22 protein-coding genes and 1 tRNA gene are annotated in these 25,904 nt (G+C 43.5%); 12 read left to right on the forward strand and 11 right to left on the reverse strand.

Annotation, left to right across the window (positions count from 1 at the left end):
* Positions 1 to 10: 10 nt before the first annotated feature.
* The gene (locus tag SIB66_RS11165; protein WP_063406663.1) at positions 11 to 694 is read right to left on the reverse strand and encodes an SDR family oxidoreductase; all 684 of its coding nucleotides are present in this window, start codon (positions 692 to 694) and stop codon (positions 11 to 13) included.
* Positions 695 to 1,024: 330 nt separating this feature from the next.
* On the opposite strand from SIB66_RS11165, the gene SIB66_RS11170 reads away from it, so the two are divergent.
* The gene (locus SIB66_RS11170; RefSeq protein WP_063406662.1) at positions 1,025 to 1,582 is read left to right on the forward strand and encodes a rhomboid family intramembrane serine protease; all 558 of its coding nucleotides are present in this window, start codon (positions 1,025 to 1,027) and stop codon (positions 1,580 to 1,582) included.
* Positions 1,583 to 1,678: 96 nt separating this feature from the next.
* Here SIB66_RS11170 and nth read toward each other — a convergent pair whose 3' ends face one another.
* Together nth and SIB66_RS11180 are read right to left on the reverse strand one after the other, a co-directional pair.
* Entirely contained in the window at positions 1,679 to 2,332 is a 654-nt protein-coding gene (gene nth, locus SIB66_RS11175) for an endonuclease III (protein ID WP_063403297.1), read from the reverse strand.
* 206 nt (positions 2,333 to 2,538) lie between these two features.
* The gene (locus SIB66_RS11180) at positions 2,539 to 2,886 is read right to left on the reverse strand and encodes a phenylpyruvate tautomerase MIF-related protein (RefSeq protein WP_063397751.1); all 348 of its coding nucleotides are present in this window, start codon (positions 2,884 to 2,886) and stop codon (positions 2,539 to 2,541) included.
* Positions 2,887 to 3,865: 979 nt separating this feature from the next.
* On the opposite strand from SIB66_RS11180, the gene SIB66_RS11185 reads away from it, so the two are divergent.
* The 3 genes from SIB66_RS11185 (at position 3,866) to SIB66_RS11195 (ending at position 6,731) form a co-directional block, all read left to right on the forward strand.
* Positions 3,866 to 4,648, forward strand: coding sequence for a helix-turn-helix domain-containing protein (locus SIB66_RS11185; RefSeq protein ID WP_063421725.1), 783 nt, complete (start codon positions 3,866 to 3,868; stop codon positions 4,646 to 4,648).
* On the forward strand, positions 4,648 to 5,706 hold the full coding sequence (locus SIB66_RS11190) for an ABC transporter ATP-binding protein (RefSeq protein ID WP_063406660.1): 1,059 nt from the start codon (positions 4,648 to 4,650) through the stop codon (positions 5,704 to 5,706). The genes SIB66_RS11185 and SIB66_RS11190 overlap by 1 nt, the downstream gene beginning before the upstream one ends.
* 446 nt (positions 5,707 to 6,152) lie before the next feature.
* On the forward strand, positions 6,153 to 6,731 hold the full coding sequence (locus tag SIB66_RS11195; RefSeq protein ID WP_063406659.1) for a ferritin: 579 nt from the start codon (positions 6,153 to 6,155) through the stop codon (positions 6,729 to 6,731).
* Positions 6,732 to 7,135: 404 nt separating this feature from the next.
* Here SIB66_RS11195 and SIB66_RS11200 read toward each other — a convergent pair whose 3' ends face one another.
* Positions 7,136 to 7,732 carry a helix-turn-helix domain-containing protein gene (locus SIB66_RS11200; RefSeq protein ID WP_063397747.1) on the reverse strand — a complete coding sequence of 199 codons (597 nt, stop codon included), beginning with the start codon at positions 7,730 to 7,732 and terminating at the stop codon, positions 7,136 to 7,138.
* Positions 7,733 to 8,494: 762 nt separating this feature from the next.
* Here SIB66_RS11200 and SIB66_RS11205 point away from each other — a divergent pair.
* Positions 8,495 to 8,665, forward strand: a complete 171-nt coding sequence (locus SIB66_RS11205) for a hypothetical protein (RefSeq protein WP_169189915.1) — start codon at positions 8,495 to 8,497, stop codon at positions 8,663 to 8,665.
* Positions 8,666 to 9,122: 457 nt separating this feature from the next.
* Here SIB66_RS11205 and SIB66_RS11210 read toward each other — a convergent pair whose 3' ends face one another.
* From SIB66_RS11210 to SIB66_RS11220, 3 genes are all read right to left on the reverse strand, one after another.
* Positions 9,123 to 10,229: a chlorophyll a/b binding light-harvesting protein gene (locus tag SIB66_RS11210; RefSeq protein ID WP_063406657.1), complete on the reverse strand. Its 1,107-nt coding sequence runs from the start codon at positions 10,227 to 10,229 to the stop codon at positions 9,123 to 9,125.
* 1,011 nt (positions 10,230 to 11,240) lie between these two features.
* Complete coding sequence (locus SIB66_RS11215; RefSeq protein WP_063406656.1) at positions 11,241 to 11,774, reverse strand: ferritin; 534 nt, start codon at positions 11,772 to 11,774, stop codon at positions 11,241 to 11,243.
* Between the two features lie 526 nt (positions 11,775 to 12,300).
* On the reverse strand, positions 12,301 to 12,984 hold the full coding sequence (locus SIB66_RS11220) for a peroxiredoxin-like family protein (RefSeq protein WP_063406655.1): 684 nt from the start codon (positions 12,982 to 12,984) through the stop codon (positions 12,301 to 12,303).
* Positions 12,985 to 13,454: 470 nt separating this feature from the next.
* On the opposite strand from SIB66_RS11220, the gene SIB66_RS11225 reads away from it, so the two are divergent.
* Together SIB66_RS11225 and msrA are read left to right on the forward strand one after the other, a co-directional pair.
* Positions 13,455 to 13,712, forward strand: a complete 258-nt coding sequence (locus SIB66_RS11225) for a hypothetical protein (protein WP_063407018.1) — start codon at positions 13,455 to 13,457, stop codon at positions 13,710 to 13,712.
* A 1,077-nt stretch (positions 13,713 to 14,789) separates the two neighbouring features.
* Positions 14,790 to 15,509: a peptide-methionine (S)-S-oxide reductase MsrA gene (gene msrA / locus SIB66_RS11230; RefSeq protein WP_063406653.1), complete on the forward strand. Its 720-nt coding sequence runs from the start codon at positions 14,790 to 14,792 to the stop codon at positions 15,507 to 15,509.
* Between the two features lie 366 nt (positions 15,510 to 15,875).
* On the opposite strand, the gene SIB66_RS11235 is transcribed toward msrA, so the two are convergent.
* A complete protein-coding gene (locus tag SIB66_RS11235) occupies positions 15,876 to 16,037 on the reverse strand; it encodes a hypothetical protein (protein WP_413681299.1) in 162 nt (53 codons plus the stop codon).
* Between the two features lie 174 nt (positions 16,038 to 16,211).
* On the opposite strand from SIB66_RS11235, the gene SIB66_RS11240 reads away from it, so the two are divergent.
* From SIB66_RS11240 to SIB66_RS11250, 3 genes are all read left to right on the forward strand, one after another.
* Positions 16,212 to 16,379 (forward strand): hypothetical protein, encoded by a 168-nt coding sequence (locus SIB66_RS11240; protein WP_236070297.1) that lies wholly within the window; start codon positions 16,212 to 16,214, stop codon positions 16,377 to 16,379.
* Positions 16,380 to 16,448: 69 nt separating this feature from the next.
* Complete coding sequence (locus SIB66_RS11245; protein WP_413410170.1) at positions 16,449 to 16,823, forward strand: hypothetical protein; 375 nt, start codon at positions 16,449 to 16,451, stop codon at positions 16,821 to 16,823.
* Positions 16,824 to 16,837: 14 nt separating this feature from the next.
* Positions 16,838 to 16,911 (forward strand) — tRNA-Pro (locus SIB66_RS11250).
* Positions 16,912 to 17,482: 571 nt separating this feature from the next.
* Here SIB66_RS11250 and SIB66_RS11255 read toward each other — a convergent pair.
* The 3 genes from SIB66_RS11255 to SIB66_RS11265 form a co-directional block, all read right to left on the reverse strand.
* Complete coding sequence (locus SIB66_RS11255; protein WP_236070295.1) at positions 17,483 to 17,800, reverse strand: hypothetical protein; 318 nt, start codon at positions 17,798 to 17,800, stop codon at positions 17,483 to 17,485.
* A gap of 865 nt (positions 17,801 to 18,665) precedes the next feature.
* Positions 18,666 to 19,004, reverse strand: coding sequence for a hypothetical protein (locus SIB66_RS11260; protein WP_063406651.1), 339 nt, complete (start codon positions 19,002 to 19,004; stop codon positions 18,666 to 18,668).
* Between the two features lie 339 nt (positions 19,005 to 19,343).
* Complete coding sequence (locus SIB66_RS11265; protein ID WP_063406650.1) at positions 19,344 to 19,796, reverse strand: hypothetical protein; 453 nt, start codon at positions 19,794 to 19,796, stop codon at positions 19,344 to 19,346.
* Positions 19,797 to 23,641: 3,845 nt separating this feature from the next.
* Between SIB66_RS11265 and SIB66_RS11270 the strand changes: the two genes are divergently transcribed.
* Together SIB66_RS11270 and SIB66_RS11275 are read left to right on the forward strand one after the other, a co-directional pair.
* On the forward strand, positions 23,642 to 24,832 hold the full coding sequence (locus SIB66_RS11270) for a tetratricopeptide repeat protein (protein ID WP_236073787.1): 1,191 nt from the start codon (positions 23,642 to 23,644) through the stop codon (positions 24,830 to 24,832).
* Between the two features lie 383 nt (positions 24,833 to 25,215).
* The gene (locus tag SIB66_RS11275) at positions 25,216 to 25,860 is read left to right on the forward strand and encodes a hypothetical protein (protein WP_063406647.1); all 645 of its coding nucleotides are present in this window, start codon (positions 25,216 to 25,218) and stop codon (positions 25,858 to 25,860) included.
* The last annotated feature ends 44 nt before the right edge of the window (positions 25,861 to 25,904 follow it).

Consider the following 25,904-nt stretch of genomic DNA (forward strand, 5'->3'; position numbering starts at 1 on the left):
TCTGACGACACTATGACGCCAGAGCATTGATGGTTTTGAGTGCTTGTTGCATTGTGATTCTCTTCAGGTCAGGGTCGCTCGTGACCTCGATGATGCGGCCAATTGACGATGGAGTCTTGAGGGCTTCAATGCAGCATCGCGCTACTAATCGACGCGGGATTCTAGCGTCTTCCTGACAATCGGCCCCTGTAAAAAGGATCCCTTCTTTCTCTAGGTTCTCTTCTCGATCATTCAGGCCACCCGGTCTGATCACAGTCCAATCGAGACCGCTTTGCTCTAGAGCCTGTTCTCCTAGGCGTTTCCAAACCAAGATCAGGCCAAAAAGATTGAGTGGATGCAACCATCGTCCGGCACAAAGCGAACTAACCAGAACAACCCTTTTGACGCCAACCCTTTTGCAACTGGCGATTTGCTGTCTTACCCCTAAGGCATCCACCCGCGCAGGGCCGGTTAGATCTGCAGAGGGTCTGGCACCTGTTGCGAGAACAAGCGCGTCACAGCCTTCAAGGGCTTCATCGAGGGCTTTTTCATCTGACAATGACAAGCGCCGTAGATCACATTGGCTCAAATTGTCGGGCAACAGGGAGTTTGGACGAAGCAACAGGCGCACCTGATTCCCTTCCTTTAGGGCTTCCTCGGCAACTCGATAGCCGGTTTTGCCAGAGGCTCCACTGATGGCCAGCTTGATGCCCATGTCGTTTTGCTGAAGATTGCACAAGGTCTAGCGAAAATATATATAGAACGCTGTTGTTTGATCAATGCTCAAGCTTCAAAACGCTTGGGTTTTCGCCTTGGCAATGTCGATTCATCACTGCGAGCGCCGTCTTTCAAGCCTGCTGGAGAACCTTCCTTAGGTTCGAAATGTCAAAGAAGATCAGCTTTGATCGCAGGTTATTGATCTGCACCGCTGCTGATTACTGCGATGTCTTAATGGAGTTGTAGGGGAGTTGCCGCACAATAGAATGGTGAATCATGCGATTTTCATTTCAAAGCATCTTGAGTGAACCAATCCAAACGTAAGCAGATGCTGAGCTTTCGGTTATTACTCCCTGTGTTCTTTGTCGGGATTGCTTGGCTGCAGGAGAGTATTGATCAGATATTTTTTTCAGGTAATTGGAATCTGCCTATAGGGCCTGGCCTGCCTTGGTGGGGTCTACTTACCGCTCCATTTAGCCATGCAGGCTTTGGTCATCTGAGCTCTAACACGATTATGTTTTTACCGCTAAGCTGGTTAGTACTTAGCAAGGGCATTCGTGATTACATTGGTGTTTTAGTTGCTGTTGTTGTGATGGAAATACCGGTTTGGTTATTTTGGCCTAGAGGAAGCCATGGCATGTCAGGTGTTTTGTATGGACTACTCGGCTACCTTTTGTTAATTGGGTTTCTTGAACGCCGTTTCATGACCATTTTATTGTCAGTCGTGGGTTTGGTTCTTTTTGGAAATGCACTTCCGGCTTTGATCCCAGGCGTGTCTCCGGCTGGGGTGAGCTGGATCGGTCATGCTAGTGGATTTCTTGGAGGGATTTTTGCTGCACTTGCTCTTTCACGGGAGCCAAAGCGATTGAATAAGGCTAAGGATTAATAACAAAATATTTTTATAGGTATATATACGTTCATTTAACTCATGACGTCATTTGCGAATGCATAGTTATCAGACAATATCTTATTATTTACCAGGCTAGGCTTTGATCCACTTTACTGGATTGCGTCGTTTTGGATATAGCTCTCTACATAAATCACAGGTTGTTCCATCACATCCCCTTGCGGTACAGTTTTCACGACCATAGTAGATGATCTGGAGATGAAGCTTATTCCATGCTGATTTCGGGAACAGCTTTTTGAGATCTTTTTCTGTCTGAACTACACTGCTGCCATTAGATAGTCCCCATCTTTGAGCTAAACGGTGGATATGCGTATCAACTGGAAATGTAGGCACCCCAAATGCTTGAGCCATGACAACACTTGCTGTTTTATGCCCCACTCCAGGGAGTGATTCTAGATCATTGAAATTCTGTGGTACGGAAGAATGGAAGCGTTGAACAATGATTTCCGAAAGTCTATGTATGTTTTTGGCTTTTTGCTTTGACAGCCCTAGCTGTCTGATCATATTTAGTATTCTCACTTCACCTAACTGATACATCTCCTCTGGGGTCTGTGCATGTTCAAACAGAGATACAGTCACCTCATTGACTTTCTTGTCAGTGCACTGCGCACTTAAAACAACTGCAATCAATAGGGTGAAATCGTCGTGATGGTTGAGCGGAATGGCAGGATCAGGATAGTGCTCGTTTAGTCGTCGCATGATCGTTTCTGCTCGTTGATGTTTTCTCAAGTGTCTTTCATTGAATTGCGAATTGCGGTGTTTGTTTCATTTTTATCATTCATTGGTCAAAAAATTTCTTTTTGAACATCTACTTTTGCTTATCTGCCTATGAATCACAATATTAAGTCTACTTTATAAGTTACATGGACGCCAACAATTACTTCATTTAGCCTAAGGTTATTTGGCCAATCCTTTGGCGGCATATCACGATCACTTCAACCAAAGGTACTTCCATTCCACCCCCAGAGTCGAGCAGGGACATCCTCAAAGCCGATATAGGTTCGATCAGCTGGAATACCAAGATTTTGCTCGATGTGGCTACACACGAGTTCACTCACTTCTTGCGTACGGCTACCATCGAGAGCTCCAATGCTTTTCACCTCCACATAGCAAGTCGGTTCAGTATTTCCCGAAAATGTCATTGGCACACCGCATTGAAGAGATGTCATCACATATTTCTCTGGTTTCCCAAGTAGCTCGGCAAGCTTGCTAGAGAGCTCTTGCAGCAATGAGTTGGCATCAGCTACAGCTGGAACTGATGCTTGGATGTTGATCAAGGGCATGGACGCAATTGCCTTTTAAGAAGTCTTTAGGAAACTATGCCATTTATCTCGATGCTTAGCTGCTCAATCAGCTACGGCATTCACTAATTGTTGGACTACAGTAAACCGAGCGAGACATTTCAACTTCAAGATTAACGCCAACTAAGAAATAAGAAAAAGAATGGGTCGTTAAACGGGATGCCTAAATCTTCTATTTTCTCATCAACAATCATTACATCAATTGTCAACGATGATTACATTTAGAATAGCAAAACTCTTACATTAACGCATTCCCCTAGGGCTGATTATACCTACAGGAACAAGTATTTCATCATTTTTTAGAAACTAAATTTGCAGATCTATTTAACACAACTCTATCAAGCCAACGCTGTATACTTGATAGATATGAAAGCGAATACTGTTATTCATTGTATTCATCATCATAAACCTAGAAGACACGATGCTCTGCCTGCATGAATGCATACTTCAATCCATATTTAAAGTGCTAACAACAGGCAATTCATCCTCCAGGAATCTGACTGCGAATAGCATATTCATAGCAGTTATTGACTTCTTCTGGCACCGACAGTTATCTAGCTAGCTTTACAATAGGCTTAGCCAAGTCGATCATTATATACAGATAATTCATTGATATAGACGCCTGCCATTCTAGCCATCTTTAATTGCTTCTATGAAGACAAAATCCTTGTGCAGGTCATGAATTCTACTCGCTGTAAATTATTTTTCATGAATAACATTTGAAACCATACGGCTTAACTTGAATCCAAGCAGCCCCATGAACAGCATGGCTGGCCTTTGGTTTGATCCAAAGCCTGACTCTTGACCAAAAAACCAACACGCTCATTTTTCTGCTTTTTTGCTACTCCCCCCCAATCAAGCGCCCGAATCAATAGCTACCTCTAGATGTAATAAATGTCACATCCCAAGCAAGCATTGATCTGTGCTTGATGGGTGAGAATGATTCATCTGCTTGTGACAATTGTCATCTATTGGGGTCGCTGTTGACTCAAAAATCTCTAGTAGATGCTGGGATCTATCTGACAGCAATGGATCTTGGAAAACTGCCACAAACATCACCCTTGGTTCTGCCACCAGTCGTTATGGCGAGGAAGAGTTCCCTTCCCTCCGTAAACCATTACACAATGCGTCTTGTCCGATAACAGTCAGTAGTCAACTGGAATCGCTGGAATCACTTCAACTCACAGTAGGGCAGAACATTCTGCTGTCCTCTCAGACGGATCAATCTCGCTACGTGCGGCTGTTTTTTCAGCAGGGCATTGCCAGGATCTCAGGCTCTTTCGGAGATCATTTTCCTGATATCACTTTGGCCTTTTGTGGTGATTCTGAATCTAGTTGGCTTCGATTACCCGACGGCAGTAACTTTTTACTTGAGGCACTCACGAATAGTTCAATTGGCCTTCATTACGCAGACAACTGCCCGAAAGATCAAGATCTCCTATGGGATTGGCTATTTGATTTTCATCTTGTCAGGCATCCAGTAGGAGCCGAAGCAAGGTTAGTTGCTCTTTTAAAGCTTCTGATTGGTCGCTTTGGCATCCGTAGAAGTGAAGGTTATGAATTGCCCTTTCCCCTTGGCCATGCACGCATGGCCGAACTGATTGGGGCCACGCGCTCCACTGTTACTCGTCAGATCACCTTGTTTCGGAACAAGAATGATCTTCAGCTGATTGAACCTGGCGGTACTTTTCTGCTCTCGGCACGACTTATCGAATCCACCCCAGCTATGGATATACGATTTTGATGACTAACCACTTGCAAATCAAGGGCCTCTGGTATCACTACGGTGATGGATCAGCAGAAGGTTGGACACTGCAATCCATCAATATGAACCTCCAGAGAGGTGAGCTCGTTGGTTTGTTGGGACCTTCCGGTTGTGGCAAAACAACCTTGCTGCGATTGATTGCTGGATTTGAACAGCCTGTGCGAGGGACGATCTGCATCGATGATCACGAGGTCGCAAGCTCACGGGGAATGCTGCCACCCGAGCGCCGCAGCATAGGCATGGTGTTTCAGGATTATGCTCTTTTCCCCCATCTCGATGCCTGGCGCAATACCTGTTTTGGTTTACGCCGCGGCCAAGACACCAGCCGAGCAGAATGGCTGCTTGAGATGCTTGGCCTAGCAGATCTTCGCAACCGTTATCCGCATCAGCTTTCTGGAGGCCAACGCCAACGCTTGGCACTGGCAAGGGCATTGGCCCCAGGGCCATCACTCGTACTTCTTGATGAACCCTTTTCCAACCTTGATGTTGAGGTACGTCTGCGTTTGCGCAGCGAGCTTGCAGGTGTTCTTCAAACATGTGGTGCCAGTGGTCTGCTTGTGACACATGATCCTCAAGAAGCCCTGGCAATCTGCGATCGGGTTGCGGTCCTGCGCAATGGTGAGCTTCATCAGTGCGCATCACCCTCTGATCTGGTGCAAAAACCAGCCACACCTTTTGTTGGTCGTTTTGTGCTCCAAGGGAACCTGCTTCCTCTCAACATGGGTGGCGAACATTGGCTGACGCCGATTGGTCCTCTCTCAAAACCCACGGAACCGGACGCTGCTAAGGCAACTGAGTTAATGGTCGATGATCAGGCTCTTCAGATTCAGCAGGATCCAAGAGGCGAGGCTCTGATTCAAGGTCGCGAGTTTCTTGGTAGTCACTGGTTGTTGCGTGTGGAGCTTGGAAATCACACGTTGCGTGTACGTCAACCACTTGAACGTCCTGTCAAGACAGGCGAGCGCTGCTTCGTCGCCTTCCGCGCGGGACAAAAAGGCCTTCTTTTCCCCGGAGCGATTCCATGCCCACTTTGTTGAGGGCAATGCTTGACCACCAAGGCCTAACCAGTGGTGCTCTCAATCACTTAACAACTATTAAGGCTACAAATTTATCCTGATCAAGTTGTATTAGCCCTCAATAACCCCTTTTCGCAAAGGTATGGGTAATTCAGCCACGGCTGCATACACATTTGCCACCTTTCCACTTCGAGCACTTCCGCTTTTTGCAGTTTTTTTTCTTGTTTTGAACGGGCTCAAGACGTCGCAGACGACTGTCCGCCATGTCATTCCCCAAAGCCTTGGCCATAAAGACCTGCGGTAACTCCGCAACTGCGACTGATTCTCATGATATGGGGTCCAAATCGCACCTGAAGAGACCTTTTCAAGATGTAAAAGGGGTTGTAGCATTCGTCACATAAACTATGCACATTTGCCTGGTTGCTAATCCATCCTCGCCACTCTGTGCAATCTCGACAAGACAAACCATGGCATTGCCTATCAGTACTAAAGCTGTAGCCCTTACCACTGGTCCTGCAGGACGTGCAATCGCTCAGTCAATGGAAGCTTCTCTGGTTGAGGCTCTCCATCAGCATCTAACCATGGAGAGAAATGCTAGCGCTGCTTACTTTGCTATTGCGATTTGGTTTGCTGAGCGCGAATTGCGCGGCTTTTCCCATTACTTCAAGCAAGAAGCTATTCAAGAACAGGAACATGCCGCCCATTTTGCAGATTACCTGATTGCTCGTGGACAAGCTGTTGTTCTGCAGGATGTACCTTCTCCCCGTCAGGAATGGATCTCTACAGATGAAATCATGGCTGCCTCATTCCAGATGGAGGCAGACGTAACAACCTCACTGCATCAGCTTTATGCAATGGCTGAGCGAGCTTCTGATATGCGCACGACAGTGTTCCTTGATCCACTAGTCGATAATCAAGTCGACTCTGAAAATGAGCTTGCTCACCTCTTGGGTCGGGTACGTTTTGCCCAGAATCAGCCCTCTGCAATGTTAATTATTGACGGCGAATTGAGCGATGGAAAGCACTCGCCTGCAAAGCTGGCCTAGTGATCACAATCAATAATCAATAATCAATATCAATAGATAACTGTGTTTTTAAAATAATGACAAACGGTCCCTATGAGTTATGGCTAATAAAATCAGACTTTTTTTCTTGAGGCCAACAAGTTCTCATGTCAAGTGGTCTGCTACTGATCTCAATTAGAAATGCAATAGAGAGTTTATCGTCGACACCTTTAAATTGCATTGATTTGGCTGTTTCGAGTAATCGACTGCGTCGATTGCTGAGCTGCTGAAATTCTTTTTTCAGGCGGCAAAATAGGTTGTCATCATTACATTTAGCCATAGCCTCTAGCAATGAGCTACAGCGATGACGGATCCCATCAACCTCTCTACAGAGACTGGCGATAACGCTGTCTGATGTCGTAACTAGGTCTTTCATTCACTCAGAGCTATGAGGCGGCAAGAGGTGCTGATTCAATTAAGGCTGGGGCCAAGCGCAAGATGGGTTCTCCGCTGGGAACGTTTAAAAGATCAGCGGTCCTTAGCCTGGAGATCAGTCGCGTGGAGGTCACACGCGTAGATCCGATGAGTTCACCAATTCGCTCATGGGTGAGTCGGAAGGGGAGATCACACCAGTCGCCACAGCGTCGCCCTAAGCGGTTAACAAGCAGGGCGAGCAATGCCTGGAGACGCTGTTCTGCATTACCTAAATGTCGAATGCGAAGCAGCTGCAGGGTCCATTCGTTCACCGCATCAAAGTCATGCCCATCACGGATTTCAGCATCGCTGCGAAAACATAATGGTGTAAGTGCTTCAACACAGACACCTTCACTGCACAAGCGGTCGGTACGTAGTTGGTCGCCTTCCTGAAGAAAAGCGAGAGTCATTCCTTCAGTTTCTTCGCATGGGCAGTAAACGCGGGCGATACCCTCAACGACTTCGATACAAGCGCCGCCTGAACGAGCGGCGGGATCGATCAGGATGGATTGCCCTGTTGGCATCCGCACTGCTGGGACTGGATCATCTGGCAGGAATCGGAAGCTCATATGAAGCCTCTCAAGTGCTTTTTGAGAACTCTTCGCAACCTATACGCTTAACGGTGCCTTTTGCAAGCGATTCTCAATAGCAATAGTGCTGTTGCGAGGAATCTGTATTGCTGATTGATAGTTGTGTAAATTTCGACACCATCCGGGGTGCTCCTTAGCCCACTGGCGCCGTCAAGTTATCACTTGCTCACTTGCACATGTTGGAATTTGTGGCAGAAGCAGAAGGAATCAGTCGCCAAGACGCAATAACGGCATGCACTGCAAATGTATAGAGGATGTAAATCCTGGCCATTGAAAGAGTTGCCAATCCTGGGCGTAGCTTGGATGGAAGAAGAACATATCAAAAGGAAATATAAATAGAATCTCGTGAAGGCATTGATGTGACTGGTGTATGCAATGACTTAAATCGTGCGTCAGTTATCAAGCTGCTTATCATTCCAGGCGTGCATGCCATAAACTTTGCCTGTTTATGGCGATGATCTGGCAGAGTGATTTCAAATATGATTGACACTGAGATCGCAAGCCTGCTTGATTACAGTTAATGAATAGAATGTAGCAAAAGCAAATTGATATCGTTTTTTTTGGAGACAAGGGAAGCTCTATCAATGGAGTGATTAGGAGACAGAGAAGCGAAAACATAGCGACTGTAAAACCACACATGCAAGAGGGCCTATCTAGATATTTGGCTTGGTTTGATGTTTAAGTTTGCAGTGCCTCAAACGAGTTATTCTAGCTAGAATTAGACAGCATTTTAAATCAACGATGTATACAGCTCCCTTTGCAGCGGCAGTAGAGCTGACACCAATAACCATTGGCGGAATTGTCTTGCTTGGTGTTTTGGTATTGGCCGCCGATATTCATTTATTAATAAGACAGCAACAACAAAGCCGCCTACGTAAAATGGCTCCAAATCAAGAAGCTAGAGATCAATAAGTGGCAGAGACAATCGGTGCTAAACCCTTATGGCCAAGGGTCTATTGTAAATCGATCACATTAAGTCAGTGAAACAGTCGTTTAAGCAGAGTTCGTGAAAAGGAATAGCAGCACTCAACCTAGATCCAAAACAAGAAAAGCTTAGTTTCGATAGCGATTAGACCATATCAATGGCTTGTTATAGATGTTTGTTTTAGATCATTATTGAATCAAAGACACCCTATGCTTTGACAAATTCCATTTGCGTTGGCTGGCCAAAATCGCAAAATTGAAGATTAGGGTTTACGTATTTGAAGCAGTATAAATAATGGGAGGCAAGTCGAAAATTAGAACAATCAGAAGTTGAAGTTTGCTGAGCAATATATGTTCAAATTGACAACCATAGGCTCAATAAAAAAGCCCTGCTTAGGCAGGGCTCCTATTTTGAGATAAATCGCAGTGTTAATTTGAAGCTAGTTTATGTGGCGTTATCGCTCGATGTTGATGGCACGGTCGTACTTTTACCTGGGTTAAGGCTAATTTCGTTGCTTTCTAGCTGATCGAACAATTTTTCAACACGTTTGAAGTCAAAGCCCATCGCTCTCAATCCATGCCAGAAATGACCCTGAAGATAGAAGAATCCAAGGTAGAAATGGAAGTTTGAAAGCCATGAACGGGCTGAGTGTACGTCTCCACCAAACAATGGATCCGTATCTGAAAAATATGGAGCGAAGTTCAATTCGATATTGAGTGGACCACCATAGAGATCAGTTGGATAAATTGTGGTGTTCATAGAAGCCCAGAAGGCTGCCACAAAAGCAATAAAGGCTGCACCTGCTAATGAGGTAGAAAGCACAAATTCAGCAGACAACAGTCCTTTTCCTTTGAATTCAGTGTATTCCCCAAATGGCTTGCTGAAAATATGCCAAACAGCACCAGCACTCAAGAAGAAGGCCAAGAATGCATGACCGCCCATCACGTCTTCCAAACTGCTAATCGTAAGGAAATCAATCTGGTGATTCCAAACCATTGACAAGTCAAGGTTGTATTCGACCTTACGTACAACACCCATTGCTGGGTCATAAATTCCATGGTATTTAGCCCATTCAACAAATTGAACGCAGCCAAGACCTAGGAATAGCAGGTGATGTCCAAGTATGAAGGTGAGCCTGTCTGGATCATCCCATTTAAAATCAAATTTGTTGGGTCTGGATCCTTGCGGGTATTCTCCCAAGTCCTCCTTGTATCGAAAGGAGTGAAGCATCGCTCCACCGGCATAAACGGCCGAGAAGATTAGATGGAAGACTGCGACTACAAGCATCCCATAGGAATCTGTAATCACACCGTTTTCTATGCCACCAATACCAAGACCTGCTAGGTGAGGAAGAACTACAAATCCTTGGTCACCTATTGGCAATGCGGAATCGTAACGAGCTAGCTCAAATAGGGTGTTGGCACCAGCGCCGAAGCAAATTAATCCTGTGTGTCCAATATGCGAGGCAATGAATCGGCCTGATCGGTTGGTCACACCACTGTTACCCGCGTACCAGGCGTAGGTAACGTCTGTTTTCCCGTAGGTTTGCACGAGAATGAACTTGTTTAGGGCAAATAAAATCTATTTGTATAGCGATAGTTCGACATTAGGTGTACACAGAACTCTACATACTTGAAGGGATAGAGTGTGATTTAGACATGATAATGTGCCGTAGTATATGTATGATTAAGAACGATCATTGGATACATCAAAGACCTGTCAGATGATACTGCAGGGATAAGGGGTTGATCACATAAGCGAGATTTTGACGACACAACATCAGGTAATATTTCATACAGCCAATCAAATAGTGATGCGCAGTAATGATCCTGAAAGGCGAATTCTTCTTGATATCACAGGCTTCTGAGGAATCCCCATAGAACCGAAGCAAGCCATCGCTGGCGCTTTGTTGTATGTATGTATTGGCACGATGGATTGGCCCACCTAGGATTAAGTGTCATTTCGAATTGCACAATGGCATCCTGTGATTGGGATTACTTGGGCTAGTGATATATGGACTTTATCTGGATTCATCAATGGATTTTGGAACCCTCTCAGCAGTGGTGTGTGGAATCATTGGCTCGGCCTGCATTGCTATTTTTATCATCGGAGGTAAAGCCGATAATGATGGACAAGGAACCAACATGACGTGAACTCTGAGTTGGCATCGTTTGTAAGGAAGGGCAGAGTTCTCACTCTGCCTTTTTTAGTATTGGTTTTAATTGCAAGTAAAAGTAGAGGACTTGTCACTCATTGATTTAACTTAAAGCATGGTTGAGATTTGAAAATCTTTCTAATGTGAAGCAAGGTTTGCCAAAGAAATCATTGTCGGGACTTGACTTTTAAGAGCTTATCTAACAGGATGATTATCTTTGCAAACATTTTATGACTAGAAGATATTACTTGAAGCAATGCAATAACATTCCATTTCAGAAGAAGGCCTTGCACAACTTTTATTAATACAAGATAATTGCAATGAAATTGATTGCGAATGAAACTACAACAAAGATTGGCTGAAAATATTGTCTAGTATTATTAAATGGTGATCATAAAAACTTGGAATTAATTCTGAGATTGTTTTAACCCAGTAAGGCCACCCTTGACAGTTGTCAAGGCAGTTCCATCAAGAAACTGTTGATCCAAAAGAAGTAGTGCAGCAGTGTTATCACCAGCCAGGCGAAGGCGCTTACGCACGAAACGAGCTTCCGCTTCCTCTTGTAACTGTTCTGCGATGAACCAATCGAGCATGGCGGTCGCACTACGCTCACCAGCTTGTTCAGCTATGGAATAAATACGGTTAATTGATGCTGTTACATCTTTTTCTAGCTCGTAAACCTGATCAAAGAGATCCTGGGTGGACCCCCAATTGCGTTGTGGAGCTTCAACAGCGGGAAGCTCGACCTGCTCATCGCAATCAACAAGGTAGGCAATAAGTCGATCTGCATGACCACGTTCCTCTTGGCTCTTAATTTGCATGTATGAGGAAAATCCGGCTAAATCCTTCTCGCGAAGCCAAATTGACATCGCTAGGTAGGTATGACTTGCCTGAAACTCACAGGCCAAATGAAGGTTGATCGCCTTGGTTAGATCATTCATGCTCAGGTTTAACGTTTAAGGCCATCATTGGTGAAATGTACTTGTTTAAAGGAGAGTGCATATTCATGCTAATAGAGAAGTGCTGGGATGCAGGACACTTGTGTAGTTAATGTATAATATACATACTGTCGTTCATATAAGATTATAAAGATTTCAGCTAACTTTCAATCATGGTTTGTAATGATTGGAATTTTTGCAGAGCATGAAGAATTAAGTTATTTGATAAATATTCTGATATTGCCTTTTTATAAGATGGGAAGGGGCGTGATTAACCTATAGATGCTTGGACTTAATGGGGATCATACATATAGTTGATTGCAATTTGGTAATAAGGCATTGATTAATATATGGCTGCCAATAGCATCTATTGGTCTGACTTGCCCTAAATACTTACTAGAAATGTTGCAGCACTAGCTGAAGGAATCATGTATATTATTATTGTTATTTTCTCTATGTTAGTGCCGAAATCAAAAGCCAGAAAGCAAGTGTGAATAACGAGAGTGTTGAATTTGATGTTTAATTTATATTAATTCTTATCTAGATATTTGCCAAGGAAAGAAAGGGGTTTGGCCATTGTTTCCGAGAAACCGAGGATCCCCTTGTCTTTGTGGCTATATAAAAGTGTGTCGTCACTATCTAATAAATAAGTACCGCCTCTTTGTGTAATGAATTTGTCACGGGGTAAGTAAGTACGCAAGTTACTTAGCACTTCTATCATGTTTCGCAGTCGAATAGTCGCGAGCTCAAATGGCCTTTGAAAACCCTCACCACCAGCTCGCGAGAAAAAGGATCCTGTTACGGATGGGAATGGGGAGATGTTGATGGTTTCGTTGTTGGCGATTCGCTGGGGTGCACTACGATCTCCTATGTAGCCACGTAGTACTTCAGACAGGGTGCCTGGAGAACCAATGCCTGCGCACATTAAAAACAATGCAAGCCAAGGACCACCAGGTGTTTTTAGTCCGCCATAGAGACCCAGCGCTCTGTGGAGTGTCGGTTCCTCATCTACCAAAATACTTTGTTTAGGAAAGCCAGTAAAGTTGCAGAATCGTTCAGCGCTCTCAGCATTGCCTATGCCTATGGCCAAAATGGAGATCTCAGCTTCCCTTAGCCTTGGCATATCAGCTACTAGAGCTTGAGCATATTCGAGGCTGTCAAAGTCACCTAACTGGGGAAGCAAAATAATAAGTCGATATTTCCCTTTTTCCATGCCTGGCACCTGACTCAGTCTTTGAAGCAATGGAAGGGGTGCTTTTACTTTGCACACGTCGTTAGGATTGTGAGATTAGTTTGCGCCTCAATCAGCGTACTACTTCTTGTGCATTCTAGGAACATACTTCTAATTACATGAAGCAGAAAGGCTTGGTTTCATTTCTGAGATTTTCCTATTAGCTTAATCAGGCATCCATAGATTCTATGGACATCGTAAATTTGGAACTTATAACAGAAGCGTTCTGGGTCGTTAAATAACGATAATAAGCATTGTGCAATAACTTAAAAGCAGATCTATCTCTAAATCTATTAAATAGTGGGAACAAAGATGGTGTCTTTAACCCACATCCTGATTGTCTAGAGCCATTGCTATCAAAAGGTTCTTGCCTCTCAATATGATATGTGTCAATCGCAAGACAAGTGCTGGCTAAGGGGCTTAGCTATAAGGAAGAGGATCAAGGCAATGACATGACAACCAACACCCCATACTCCTTGCGTTGTACTCTCACCTTCGGAGACATCTATGGTCAAGTCTTGGCCTGGATGGCCGTGATCTTCGTAAGCCTTGCGGCAGGCCTGGGTCTTATGGGCTCGAGCAGGCCTCTGTTCGCTCTAGTTGGCGTTGGCTTGATCTTGGTATTAAGCCTGCCCTTCCTCCTATTCGCCTTCGTGACAACCCTGCTCAACCACATCTCTCTGGAGCCCAAAGAAGCATCCCAAAGTTAACGATAATTGGGGAATGTGTGTTTCCAACTGATCAACCTAGAGGTTTATAAAGGTAAGCCTATTAATTAAGATCCGAAGACGAAAATATATCTAAGTATTATGCCTTGAGCCCACATCAATGCAACTATCAAGGGCTCTGCTTGGATCTCACTAAAAAAACCAAGATTGCTCGTATAGTATAAAGTAAATCCACTACTGGCGTCATCAAAAGTGAACCACCTCTGCTATCAAATCAGGGGCCATTTGGACGAACAACATTGGAAAGCCGATGACAGAAAAACTTCTGCCTTAACTATTTCAAATCAATGTTTCAAATCATCACTAGCAAGACTCCTTTTAATTTTATTACCAGCTTCAAAAAAAACGCGAATTCGTCAGTCTCGCAATCTCTAATCACAAAGAATCATAAAACTATAGCCAAGCCAATTGACAGAGATGAAGCGATCCAGAGACTCTGTTCAGATAAGACTGGAATAGGAAATCAAAAAGATCAATCAAACAAGCCAACCTGTTATATAAATCAACCTGGAAGCAGAGGGAACAATGATTTGATTTAAATCAAATTAAATCAGAAAATCAAAGAAATGAAGCCGCTAGCCACTTAACACTTGATTGCAATAATGTGCATACAGATTGCTCTGAAGGTGGAAACTTAAATATCTATTTCACGCATTGAAGCAACAATGAAATGCATTGCATAGGTATCTCAGCTCAAATTAGAGGGTTTGTCGCTAGCCAACAAAAAGATAGCCCGAACCGAATGGCAGCCAAACAACTGTTAGCAGAGTTTATTGACCAGATGTAAAAATCCTTAAACTTTAGCTAATCATGAAAGTCAATCTGAACTGAGTCTAAGGGCAAGAAATTATCAAACAAGATATTGTATGTTCCCATAATTGAGATAGCGATGGGTATTCTGAATCCATCTGATCAAAACAAGATTGGCTCTAAACTGTTGAAGATGATCCTTATTTTAGGCTTACCCCCCTCTTTTTGTGCTTCGTGACAGGGCTCCATAACCCCCTGCATCTAAAACCAAAAGGAGTTGCCTATGGTTAGTAATCTTGCCTGAATTTGATGTTCCCATCCTGGTTAACCCCAAAGGCTTCAAAAGAGGCTGCAATACCCTCAGAAACTGAACAGCACGCCGTTCTAGGTACAGGGCTGCATGACCCGCTAACCACAGATCAGGAAGAAGCTCTGTTTGCTTGTGGCTGCTTTTGGGGAGCCGAAAAGGGTTTCTGGAAATTGCCTGGGATCATCACCACGGCAGTGGGTTACGCCGGTGGTCATCAAGAGCAACCGACCTATCAAGCGGTCTGCTCAGGACGTAGTGGACACACTGAAATCGTACGGGTAGTGTGGAATAAATCCGTCATTGACTTCAGCGACCTCCTCAAATTGTTCTGGGAATGCCATGACCCCACGCAAGGAAATCGCCAGGGTAATGATCGAGGGAGTCAATATCGATCGGCGATTTACACCACAACGATTCAGCAGATGGAGCTTGCGCAGACCAGTCGAGACAGCTTTCAGCAACTCTTAAGCAAGGGTGGTTTTGGAGCAATTACAACTGAAATCAAAGCCGATCAACAATTCCATTATGCCGAGTCCTATCACCAGCAATACCTAGCAAAACCCGGAAGCAGACCATACTGCTCTGCAATGCCTACTCAGGTTGCTCTAAATGATTTCCCAGGTGCAAACTTTAAATTACCAGTAAGTGTCTGGCAAGAATATGATTGGTCAATTAGTCATTGCGTTCTAAGATCTGGAAATGAAAAAATAAAGCTCTAGAAATAGCACACTTAAAAGGTAGAATCTCAAACCAAGTTAACTCAAGACATGCAACCAAAGCTTCAACCATACACGAAAGGAGGCGTCGAGTTGGGCAAACTTTTCTTGCAATTAAAGAATCATCAACCCCATAGATAATGCAATCATTGTCAACTTTTCTCCGAGCAATAAAGTCTTATGGCTAGATAAATGTCGAAGTCAGTCAAATAGCGGAAAAGTTAGTCAAAGCACACTCAAATGCTTAGATCATAGCAATTGACAGGTCATAAGCGACTTCCTAGCATTTCTGCATCCATGGCATTCTAAGAATTTCGGCAGTAACTCTATTTACTTATTGATCATACCTCCAGCACCGGACTTGCTTCGCTATTGCATAGATGAATCTTGAATTTCCTCGCCAATTGGTTCAACCCTTCCACCAAGTTGTTTAGCAAGAAACTTCTCAATAACTGCATAAAGGGCTAGTGACTTTCTCAGGACTGCAATCCCATGACCTTCGCCTGGAAAAACAATGAAGTTAACAGGCAAGGCAGAGCCAAAGTTGCTCTAAGCAAAAAAATCTTCTCATTGATCATTAATCGTTTTTTTTGAAAAGTGTGACTAGAAATACTCATAAAGAGAAGTAGACGCTTTCAAATAACTTTTCCCATTCAAATTTGATATAACCTACAACTCAAGCAAGCAGATCACCAACATGGAGCAATGAAGCCACCCTTACCAGATCGATTGGTAATGCTTGCCTTAGCGGCCACTCTAATGATTGTCTTCTGCCTGATCTTCTCCTTGAGGCCTGCCGGTCAACAGGGGAAAGAACCAGCTCTACAGTGGCGGGAGGCCCCAGAGCCAACCTCAGGATCCTTACAGATCTAACCACCCCTGCCCATCTGAGCCCTTGTAGAAGTGGCAAAGTGGTCAGGATTCAGCATCAGGTTGCTGATCTTGCCCTCACCATCAGACCCACAGCAGCCACGCAGGTTTCTTCCGCTCCCTAAGGGCTTGGTTGAGCTCTATGGGCTAATCGCAGTTCTGATGGTGGTCATTCCCGAGTGGCTTGCTGAAGTCAGCTTAAACATCGAAAACAGCACCAGCGAAGCTCAGCTTCCGATGAGGGCGCGCGCATGGAGAACGTTGCCTGAGCTGCAATTGGCAGCAATGAACCTTTCTGAATTGAGACAGCTGGCGCATCAGCTCAAGCTATGGGGCTACGCGAGCGAAAGCCGTGATCAGCTGTCAAGGCGACTCTTAAGGCGATTGAGCAGAAAATTGCCTTCAAAACGGATCAGATCGGCCAGTAGGCAACGCAATACCCTGTGATAGCTTGACTAAGCCGGGGCGTGGCGCAGCTTGGTAGCGCACTACTTTGGGGTAGTAGGGGTCGTGGGTTCAAATCCCGCCGCTCCGATTCCGTGCATGACTGAGATCTCAGTCTTCAGGCCACTTCTCATGAGAGAGGTGGCTTTTTTGATTCATCAACATCTATATAGATTTTGTCAATGGAATTATTCAAGAGTCAATGAAGAATCCAAGCAAAATAACCATAGAGTGGGCGCACAATAAAAAACATTGCAAGCGATGCTACTTCTGCTATCAAGACCGTTACTCGCCTATTAGTTACTCAATCTGCAATAGCGAACCGCAATGGCGAGCCAAACAACCCATGATTCGACCGTTGACGAGTGCTGTCATCAACAAATTAAAAGGATTGATCTAAGCTTAAACAATTGATCTCCTAGCAAAAAGCTACTCAAAGGCATGATTGCAAATCAACTAAGTGCTAAGTAAAAACAACAATATATTTCTGAAAGCACGTATATCTAAAGACCTAAAAAGTATTACTATCCATTGATTTAATGGGAGCGTCTAACCTAAGGTCTAAGATGATATCAATCTTTGAACGATTTATCAACTAGTATTACACAATAAAAAATAAAAAGCTTTGCTAGAAAGATTGTTCCTAGCGAGACATTAACGATTCATGACCGTTCAGAGCAATTGGGCTCCAAGCAAGTTGATTGGAACCTGGTTGCAACTGAATAGCAATGCAACCAACGATTAACCCGTCCCCGCTGGCTAGGTGGAACCTCCTCAAGCAACTGGGACAACTCCAAGGCACCCAAACGCCTGAGTTCCCTCACATCCACATGCCAAAGGGCCTCAGCCTCACGGATCAAACGCGCCCAAGTTCGTACCTGCTGCCACTGACGCAGCCGAGATCGTAGTGGATCACATAGAAGTGAACGACTGAAAGTCCACTGCCTAGAGCGTTGATGGTGGCTGGGTAAAGCATCCATGTGTCTACCTTGACGAATTCAAAGCCGATCCATGCAAAATCACCAGTGCGCTTCGGAGTTCTGAAGCAAATCAGCTCTTTCCATTCCAAAAAGACAGCATCGACTCTGTTCCCATCGTTTAAGAGGGCGCAGCAAGATCAACACCCACCTGCAATCCACCGGCATTAGAGTACGCAAAGCGCTTGCAGCAAAAGGGTAGAAGTTTTCACATATCCACCTTATGCAATGGCAAGCTGATCTCGATTGTGCCGTCGCAAAAGCTAGAAGTGTTGATAGCGATGCTAAGAGAAGCACATCAGAAGTTCGCGGTTAAGCCTATGGGCCGTGCTTGCAATCAAAGAATGGATCAAGTTGTGGGTCGATTAGCTGTTACTGAGAGTCAAGCAGAAAAGAACAGGTTTAAGCAGAATTTTTTTTATTTGGGTAACACTGGCAGCGAAAAAGATTTGGCAATTTACTTTCAAGATACTGTGTTTAGTTTACGGCGAAAGAAACTAATATTTTAATCATGATAAATGCCAGTCATGCATTAAAGACGCTTGACGATAATCAAAGTTTTCAATGGGAAGGCTGAACTCTATTGAGGGAAGTTAATCAATAGCAGAAAGAGGCTAGCCGAACATGCTGCGTTAAAGATTCCAAATGGTTACTGGAACTTATGATAGGCATTGAATTAGAAACTGCACAGGATGCAGAAAATTAATCATTGGCAACTAATTACAGCTAAGTGGCAAGAACCAAGATAGGGCTGATGGCTTGGAGCGAGAGTGTGGCTTAAAATTATTGACAAGCACCTGAAAAGTAGTTTATGAAGGCATGAGAATCTCCTATAAGGCTATCTACCTATCACATAGAGAGAAAGATATCATTTACCAGTGAAATTATTGAGGTAGTTTGCGATGGCAAAGTTAATCAAGATTGCTTGCCTCCTTTCGTCATTACTTAATCCTAAAAAAGCTAGATCGGATTCAAGATCCGCAAAGACCAATTCGAGAGCAACCTTGACCTCTGGACGCTGCTGAAAATCACGAAATTCATCTGTAGCAGTACTAAGCAATTCATCGACATCAGTTGATAAGCCCATCGATTGACGTTGGAGGAGATAGGCTTGTATCTGCTGATAAATTTTTGCAGAAATAGGAACATTTCCCCATGAAGCACGCAGACTGTCCTTGCTAAATACGAACTCTTTATCGTTAGACATTTTAGGCTCCTTCAGCGATTCTATAATCAAACATACACATCATGGGGCCAATAGATGATAGATGGTTTGCTAATTTTATAATAGCAGCCTATTTGTCAGACTAAGATGAATTTTAGACTTCTGGCAAAGATTTGCCTTACGACAAGTAAATACAATTGCTTTGTTCAGCTCTTATAAGTCTAAAAGTTATAAAGTAAAGATTGTGAGCCTGTATTCTATAGATACTTTCCCTTATTTTAATCAAATCTGCCTATTGCTTCATCTGTATGAATACAGCCTAATAGCCGTAGATGATGGAAGATCTCTGGAATTGGGTTGAATGAGTACCTTCTATAGGGACTATGTATTTAAGTTTTTATTGATTAATGAAGAAGGGTTAAAAGGCTTGGCTTGAGATTGTCTAGGGCCTTGATTTGCCAGGTCAAGGATAGAAGCATTAAGCTCTAACTCAGAAATTCCAATATTATCTCCGCATGTCTCGAAAATATTCGAGGCGATGAATGAAGCAATATCTTCTTTAGGAACTGCCATGACTTCTTTTAAAGCCCCTGAGCGCATTAAGCTACTTATCATTTGACGCCCAGCAACTAAGGCAGCTTGATCTGGAGGGCTTCCGTCTACGATCGCAACACAGTACTTATCGGAGAAAGTTTGGCCCACCTCCGATACCGCAGGGGACAGCTCAAAGTCGTCTGCGAAGGCTGGAGTGGAACTGAGAAAAGAAGCGAGCAGAAGTATTGCAGCAACAAAGATGGACAAGAAATAACTAGACAAATTACGAATCTGGTTCATGACCTCTTTAAAACTTTACTAACTAAAAGATACCGAACTGTGGGCCAAACAACCGCCTGACAGGAGAAGATGAAGCGATTATTCATTTAATGCAGAGGGCTAAGCAAATCTTTTCTTTCACTTTGAATGCGATTGCAACAAACTTAGGTATTGCTGCTCATTCCACTATTTAAGCATCAGCTTGCGCAGATAAAAATGGTGGTCCTATCAAAACCTGATTAACCTGTTCTCATTTGTAGTTTATTTGTTCAGAACACCTGCAAAAGTAGCGACTTTAATTCCTGAGCTACTCCAACAGCGAGAGCGTGCATAGACTCCAAGAGTGTTGCCTATGTCATCAGAGAAAATAGCATCGATGTTGATCTAAAAAATTGAACGGCGAATTAGCTAAATTACGACAGTCGATCATGTTGCCGCTAGGCAATAAAGCAATTTAACCCTGGCAAATCTATTCTTGCTGCCTTTCTTTTTTTACTTCTTCAATCACAACTGAAAGATATAGGCTCAACCAAAGCCAGCTAGTGCCAGTCATTTGGATTAGAAGCGTTGATGCAGCTGCTAGAGATACATTGATCAACACATTTGCTCGCATCGGCAATAGATCATGGGTAGAAAGACCTATTAATCATTGCTTTATCTAACCGCTGATTAACCTTTAAAACCATCATGCTTATGCCAGATTAAACTGAGTGTAGTATCGGAAATCTAAAATGTTGGCTGAATTCAAAACTCTATTCGAGCTTAGCCAAGAAGGATACTTTAAAAAGCTGATGGAATCAGTCAGAGAGTTATTAGATGTCCCAGTCAATACTTTTAGCAACAGCACAGTTAGCAGTCAAATCGTGATTGGAATCATCGCAATTGTAATCCTGGGTGTTATCATTTTACCGTTCGGAGCAACCGAAGCTTCGATCAAGGCTTGTCAAGTCAACACAGACAAAAAACTCGTCAAAGTTGGCGGCTCGGTAATCGTTGTAATGACCTCACTTAGTGCCATACTCTACCTCGAAGTCTTGAAGCTATATGGAGTGTTTAGCACTAGCTGAAGATTGAGACCTCCACCTAGCCAACGAACGACTTAAAAACCCTTATGTTTATCACTAGCCTTAGTGAATGCATATCTTCTTAGCAATAAGACGATTGGCTTCAATTCATTGGAACTAATGAAAATATTGAATGACCTCAATGAAAGGCTCTGCTTTCTTTTGATTACTGTGCAAGTCTAAGTCATCTTCTCCTACAAGCAGTGGAGCTTTTTTAACTGGAGGGGCAGCAATCATGATCTATCAGTAGGGTTCCGATCGCTGCAATCTGCCCAAAAGATTTACTTATGAAGTTTGAAGAGACAGAAGCTCTCTGAAGATATCTGGCAAAGATTCGCCAATGGGTCTTAATAACTTACGCCTTGCTTTACAGTTCTTTGGAGTAAGCTTACCAACCTCTTTCCCCTCCAATTGAATCTACATCCATGCCTACTTAAATACCCAGGATTTGAATTCGCGGACAACTTTTTAGCTAGACAGCTACCAAAATAGTGTCCCTAAGTTGCCAAACCATCAGACCACGCGTCACAACCAGAAGAAGGGATAGAAATGCTATTCCAACACATAAAGGGCAATGTGGAAATCCCACTCAGCACTTCGCCAACTAATCAATTATTAGCCGGAGATTCAAAAATTGTCCGCGAATAATGACACATTGATACTTTACGGGGCAGTTCGTCGATCTCTCAGTGGGGTAGCAACGCCAAAAAAGTCGCCCCTTAACGTGCCTCCAAACTAGCGCAGAGCTTGCTCAAAATCTTCTAGAGAGCATTCATTCTCTATTCAGGTTCGTCAAATCCATTGGATTAAAAAGGGCACCCGCGTCGGATGCCCTCAAGTCCAGGACTCATTTCCAGGGTATCTGCGTCCTTGGACTCGTATTTGATGATTAGCCAGGAGGGGAACATGGCGGAATGAGTAAAAACACTTGTTCAGACTATGAGCTGCATTTAGGAGATGCAGCTTGCAGAACTGGTTCATGCAGGGGCTCTCTAAAGCAATAGCAACCCTTTTTGCCAGACTGAAAAGCATCGATTCTATGCAGCCAAATCAGGTCATAGCAATAGGTTTGCTTTTCACTCAAAGCCCTCAGTGTGCAAGCCCACAGCAATGAGTAAGTGAGTTCATCACCTTAATCATTGATCGCGTAGATGGTGTGTTAATCGGGGAGACTCAGCCTCCTGAACCCACACCATCTAATGAACTTCAAATCCGCCCTTGCTGCTACCGGACTAGCAGTGATTAGCACAACATCAGCACGGGCCATCAGCACTCCAGCACAAGCAACTGTTGGTTGTGGTCGCGGTTGACGCTATTCCAACAGTTACGGCGGATGTGTCGTGAATCACCAGCGGAGACCTGTTTAGGTTCCTATATCACGCCATTATTCCCCCATTTAACGTAGTTCGATCTATAGACCTGCCTATCGAAACGTCTATAGGCCCGTCTATCGCCCTTAACACTTGCGTCCTAGGCCCGGAATTGGTGGTGTCATTTCGATTGGACTCTAAAGTCAAACATTTAAAAACAAAGCTTTTAACCCGCCTAGCGCGGGTCTTTTATTAGACAACTTTTAGGCCTACCTACAGATGGGGCAGACCTTTCAAAAGATCGTGGATGGCTATAGCGGCTCAGCAAACGTAACCTGGAGAAGAATGGTTGATGCTTATCACAGGTTCATCAACGCATGATTGAAAGGTCCGGTGGAAGGACCCCTATACAACGTACTTTCGTCTTGGCCTATTCCCATGATGCAGCGGGATACTTATTTGCCGCCGTTGCAGATCTGGACTAGCTTCAAATTGGACTCGAGTTGACCATCAGTGTCTGCCTTTAGTGCTTGCGCACAACGATGAAAGAATCGTGACTGCTGGGCAATCGGTTCAATCTGAATTGCGAAGTAGATAGTTGAGAAGGTTGCTAGGCCTGTTGCCAAGATCGCCAAATAGGGATAGAGGTGAGCACAAAAATCTCGAGTGTTGTGAGCTTCTTTGCCTCGAGATCGATAATAAGTGGTTTAGATGATCAATTGTGGATTCTCTATTTAGCTGGATTAAACATCATCGCCTTCAAAACTTCGCGCTATCTCGTGATACAGCACTAGAGGGGCTGTTCTGACGAGGAAGTACGATAGCCGATATAAAGACAGGTAGAATAGATAACTATGCGGTAAGATAAGGTGAAAAGCTATTCAAGAACAAGAAGATCCCTCTACAGAGCGTAGGGTTGGCAAACATACGTTGAGCTGGCCAGGAGCGGGCACTATCACTGAACACTGTTCAAACCATTGAACGCGGATTACACCAACTTTTTCCTAACCACAAGCAATGCGATGATCCTCCTATTGCAGAGATAAAGTCTCTATGGATAGGAAGGCAGCCAATGAACTAAAATAGTTTATCATAGGCATATTCGAAAACAACTCATCAAAAGTTTAATCATGCATGATTTGCAGTGGTTACAAAGTCAAATCTGGGAAGTCCAATAAAGGAAACCAAACTAGACCTATGTTGGATGGATACAAAAAACTACAAAAAGCATTGCTGTAACATCGAAATTGCTCTCTGCTCTGGCTGGACGATAGAAAAGTATGCTGTCTAAAGTTCAGAGTAAATGACATAAATGCTTCGACATCTTCAGTGCAATGCTTGGGAAATTCTTAATAGGTCAGGTAGGTTTTAGTGCAAGCACAGAGTTTGCTATTGCCAAGGCAGTCCCTAGAGTCATCTGTTAAAATACTGCCAGAAGTATGGTTTTGGCTTGTAGAATCCCAATGAAGTGGCATAAGAGACTACTGAAGCTATGGCAAATGAGTCGTCCAATCATTCCGTATCTGGTCAAACTGCAAATAACTACTACAAAGATGGTGAAAAAAAATATCGTTTAAATGATTATCAAGGGGCAATTGATAGTTACAGCATAGCAATTGAGATCAATCCAAATAATGCCATTGCATACAATAATCGAGGGAATGCAAAAGATGAACTAGGCGATTATCAAAGCGCACTGAATGATTACAATAAAGCAATTAAAATCAACGGACTCGATGCCAGCTTTTACATCAATAGAGGTGTTGTCAAGAGGCACTCGAATAACATCAAAGGGGCAATCGATGACTACACGAAAGCTATTGAACTAGATCAACAACATGCAACTGCCTATTACAATAGGGGGGTTGCTAAATTCAATCAATCCGACAACAAAGGTGCTATCAATGATTACACTAAGGCTCTTGCCCTAAATCCAAAACATGCAAAATCATACTACAACAGAGCGATTAGCAAAAACAATATTAATGATATAAAAGGTGCAGTTTCAGACTACACAAAGGCAATTGAGGCAATGCCTCTTTTTGCCTCTGCCTATTACAATCGCGGCAATTTAATGGAGAGGCTGGGCCGAAGGCAAGCAGCGGTTACTGACCATGAGAAGGCGCTAGAAATAAAGCCACAACTTATCACTGCGATGAACGAGCGTGCTGAAAATAAAAACGTAGTTGAGAATAAGGTTGTAAATGATTTGAGCAATGAAGAAGACAGAAATCATCAAGATGCATTTTATTATTACAGCCAAGGCAATGCTGAACAAACGCGAAGCAAAAATCAATCAGCGATCGACTATTATACCAAGGCGATAGAAGTCAATCCATACTATGCCGAGGCATACAACTACAGGGGCCTTGCTAAATACAACCTCTGTGACTATCAAGCCGCACTTGAGGATTACAGCAAGGCAATAGAAATTAACTCGATATATGAAGATGCCTACATTGGATGCGGTCTTGCAAAGTCTGCATTAAGTGATTATCAAGGTGCAATTGGAGCCTATGAGAGGGTACTAGTCATTAACCCTAAGAATGTTGCTGCCTATAGAAATCGTGGTATTGCTAAAGAATTGGAGGGAAATCTAGAGGGTGCTTGTTCTGATTGGAGGGAGGCCGCCTCGCTAGGGGATGCAGATGCTGCAGAATGGGTGAAGGTACAATGTTTTTAAGGTACCCGCTTCTGCCAACTGTGGAATCACAAAAAAGAAGCTGGGCAAAGCCCATAAATACTTCTTTCAAGTTAACGCTAAAGCCGTACTAATGACATGGTACTATCTATGATCCTGCTTAAAGAATTTCTCTTGCTGCTAGATACTCAGCCATAGTCGCAAGCTAGTTTAATATGTAGAATCAGGATAGCTTTGTTATTGGCACATGCGCCGATAAGACAATTTACCTTAAACCCAGGCGGCAATTATGCAATAAACTGTTGAAGATACTGTATCCCTACGAATAAAAACACCGGAAACGCAACTTTTCAGACAAAGCCATCCTACGGTATAAATACTTATTCCTGATAGCGAGAACAGTCAACAATTACATTTGCAATCACATGCCTGAGCCCATCCTAAATGAACTAAGTAATACAGTCCAACAATGTCTTGCTTGTATATCCAATCAGAATAAAGGCGAACCAAATATTGAAAAGGCTGATCTTGATTTCTGGCTTGACCCAAAGTCAGTTATTTTCATGACCTCTCCTGAAACGGAGGACATCTATTGTGCAAAGCTTGATGATTTGGATACAAAGAGTGAATTGCTTGAGATAATCCTAGATGAGGCTATTATCTCTACTTTTCTAACAACTGAAGATTTAATTCTAGTACTTGCTGCTCAGGACTCACCAAATTTATATGATGTCAGGATGGCCGCTATTGATAGATCTACTGGATGCGCCCTAATTCGCACTGAGAATCTTTTTAATAAAGACATTCTGGAGCGTAATATACTTAAGGCTATTAGGGACTCCACAGAACCATCAAAGCAATTCTGGTTGCATCGCTACTCCGATAATAAATCATGGCAATTTAGAAAAGTTGCCTACAAACGAATCTCATATCCTGGCAATAATTTTCACAAAAGATTTATTAGTAATTCATACCGTAGACTTCAGTCTTTTGTGTTGGATATCGAAACACATATCCTTTCTAAGTTTAACGAAGTCGAAATACAGGAGGATGAAAATTCTGAGCCATAATTCACCAGCCGGTTAGCTACTCTGGTTTCATTCAACAAACGGTA

This window comes from Prochlorococcus sp. MIT 1318 (genome assembly GCF_047304505.1).
Lineage (GTDB): Bacteria > Cyanobacteriota > Cyanobacteriia > PCC-6307 > Cyanobiaceae > Prochlorococcus > Prochlorococcus marinus_D.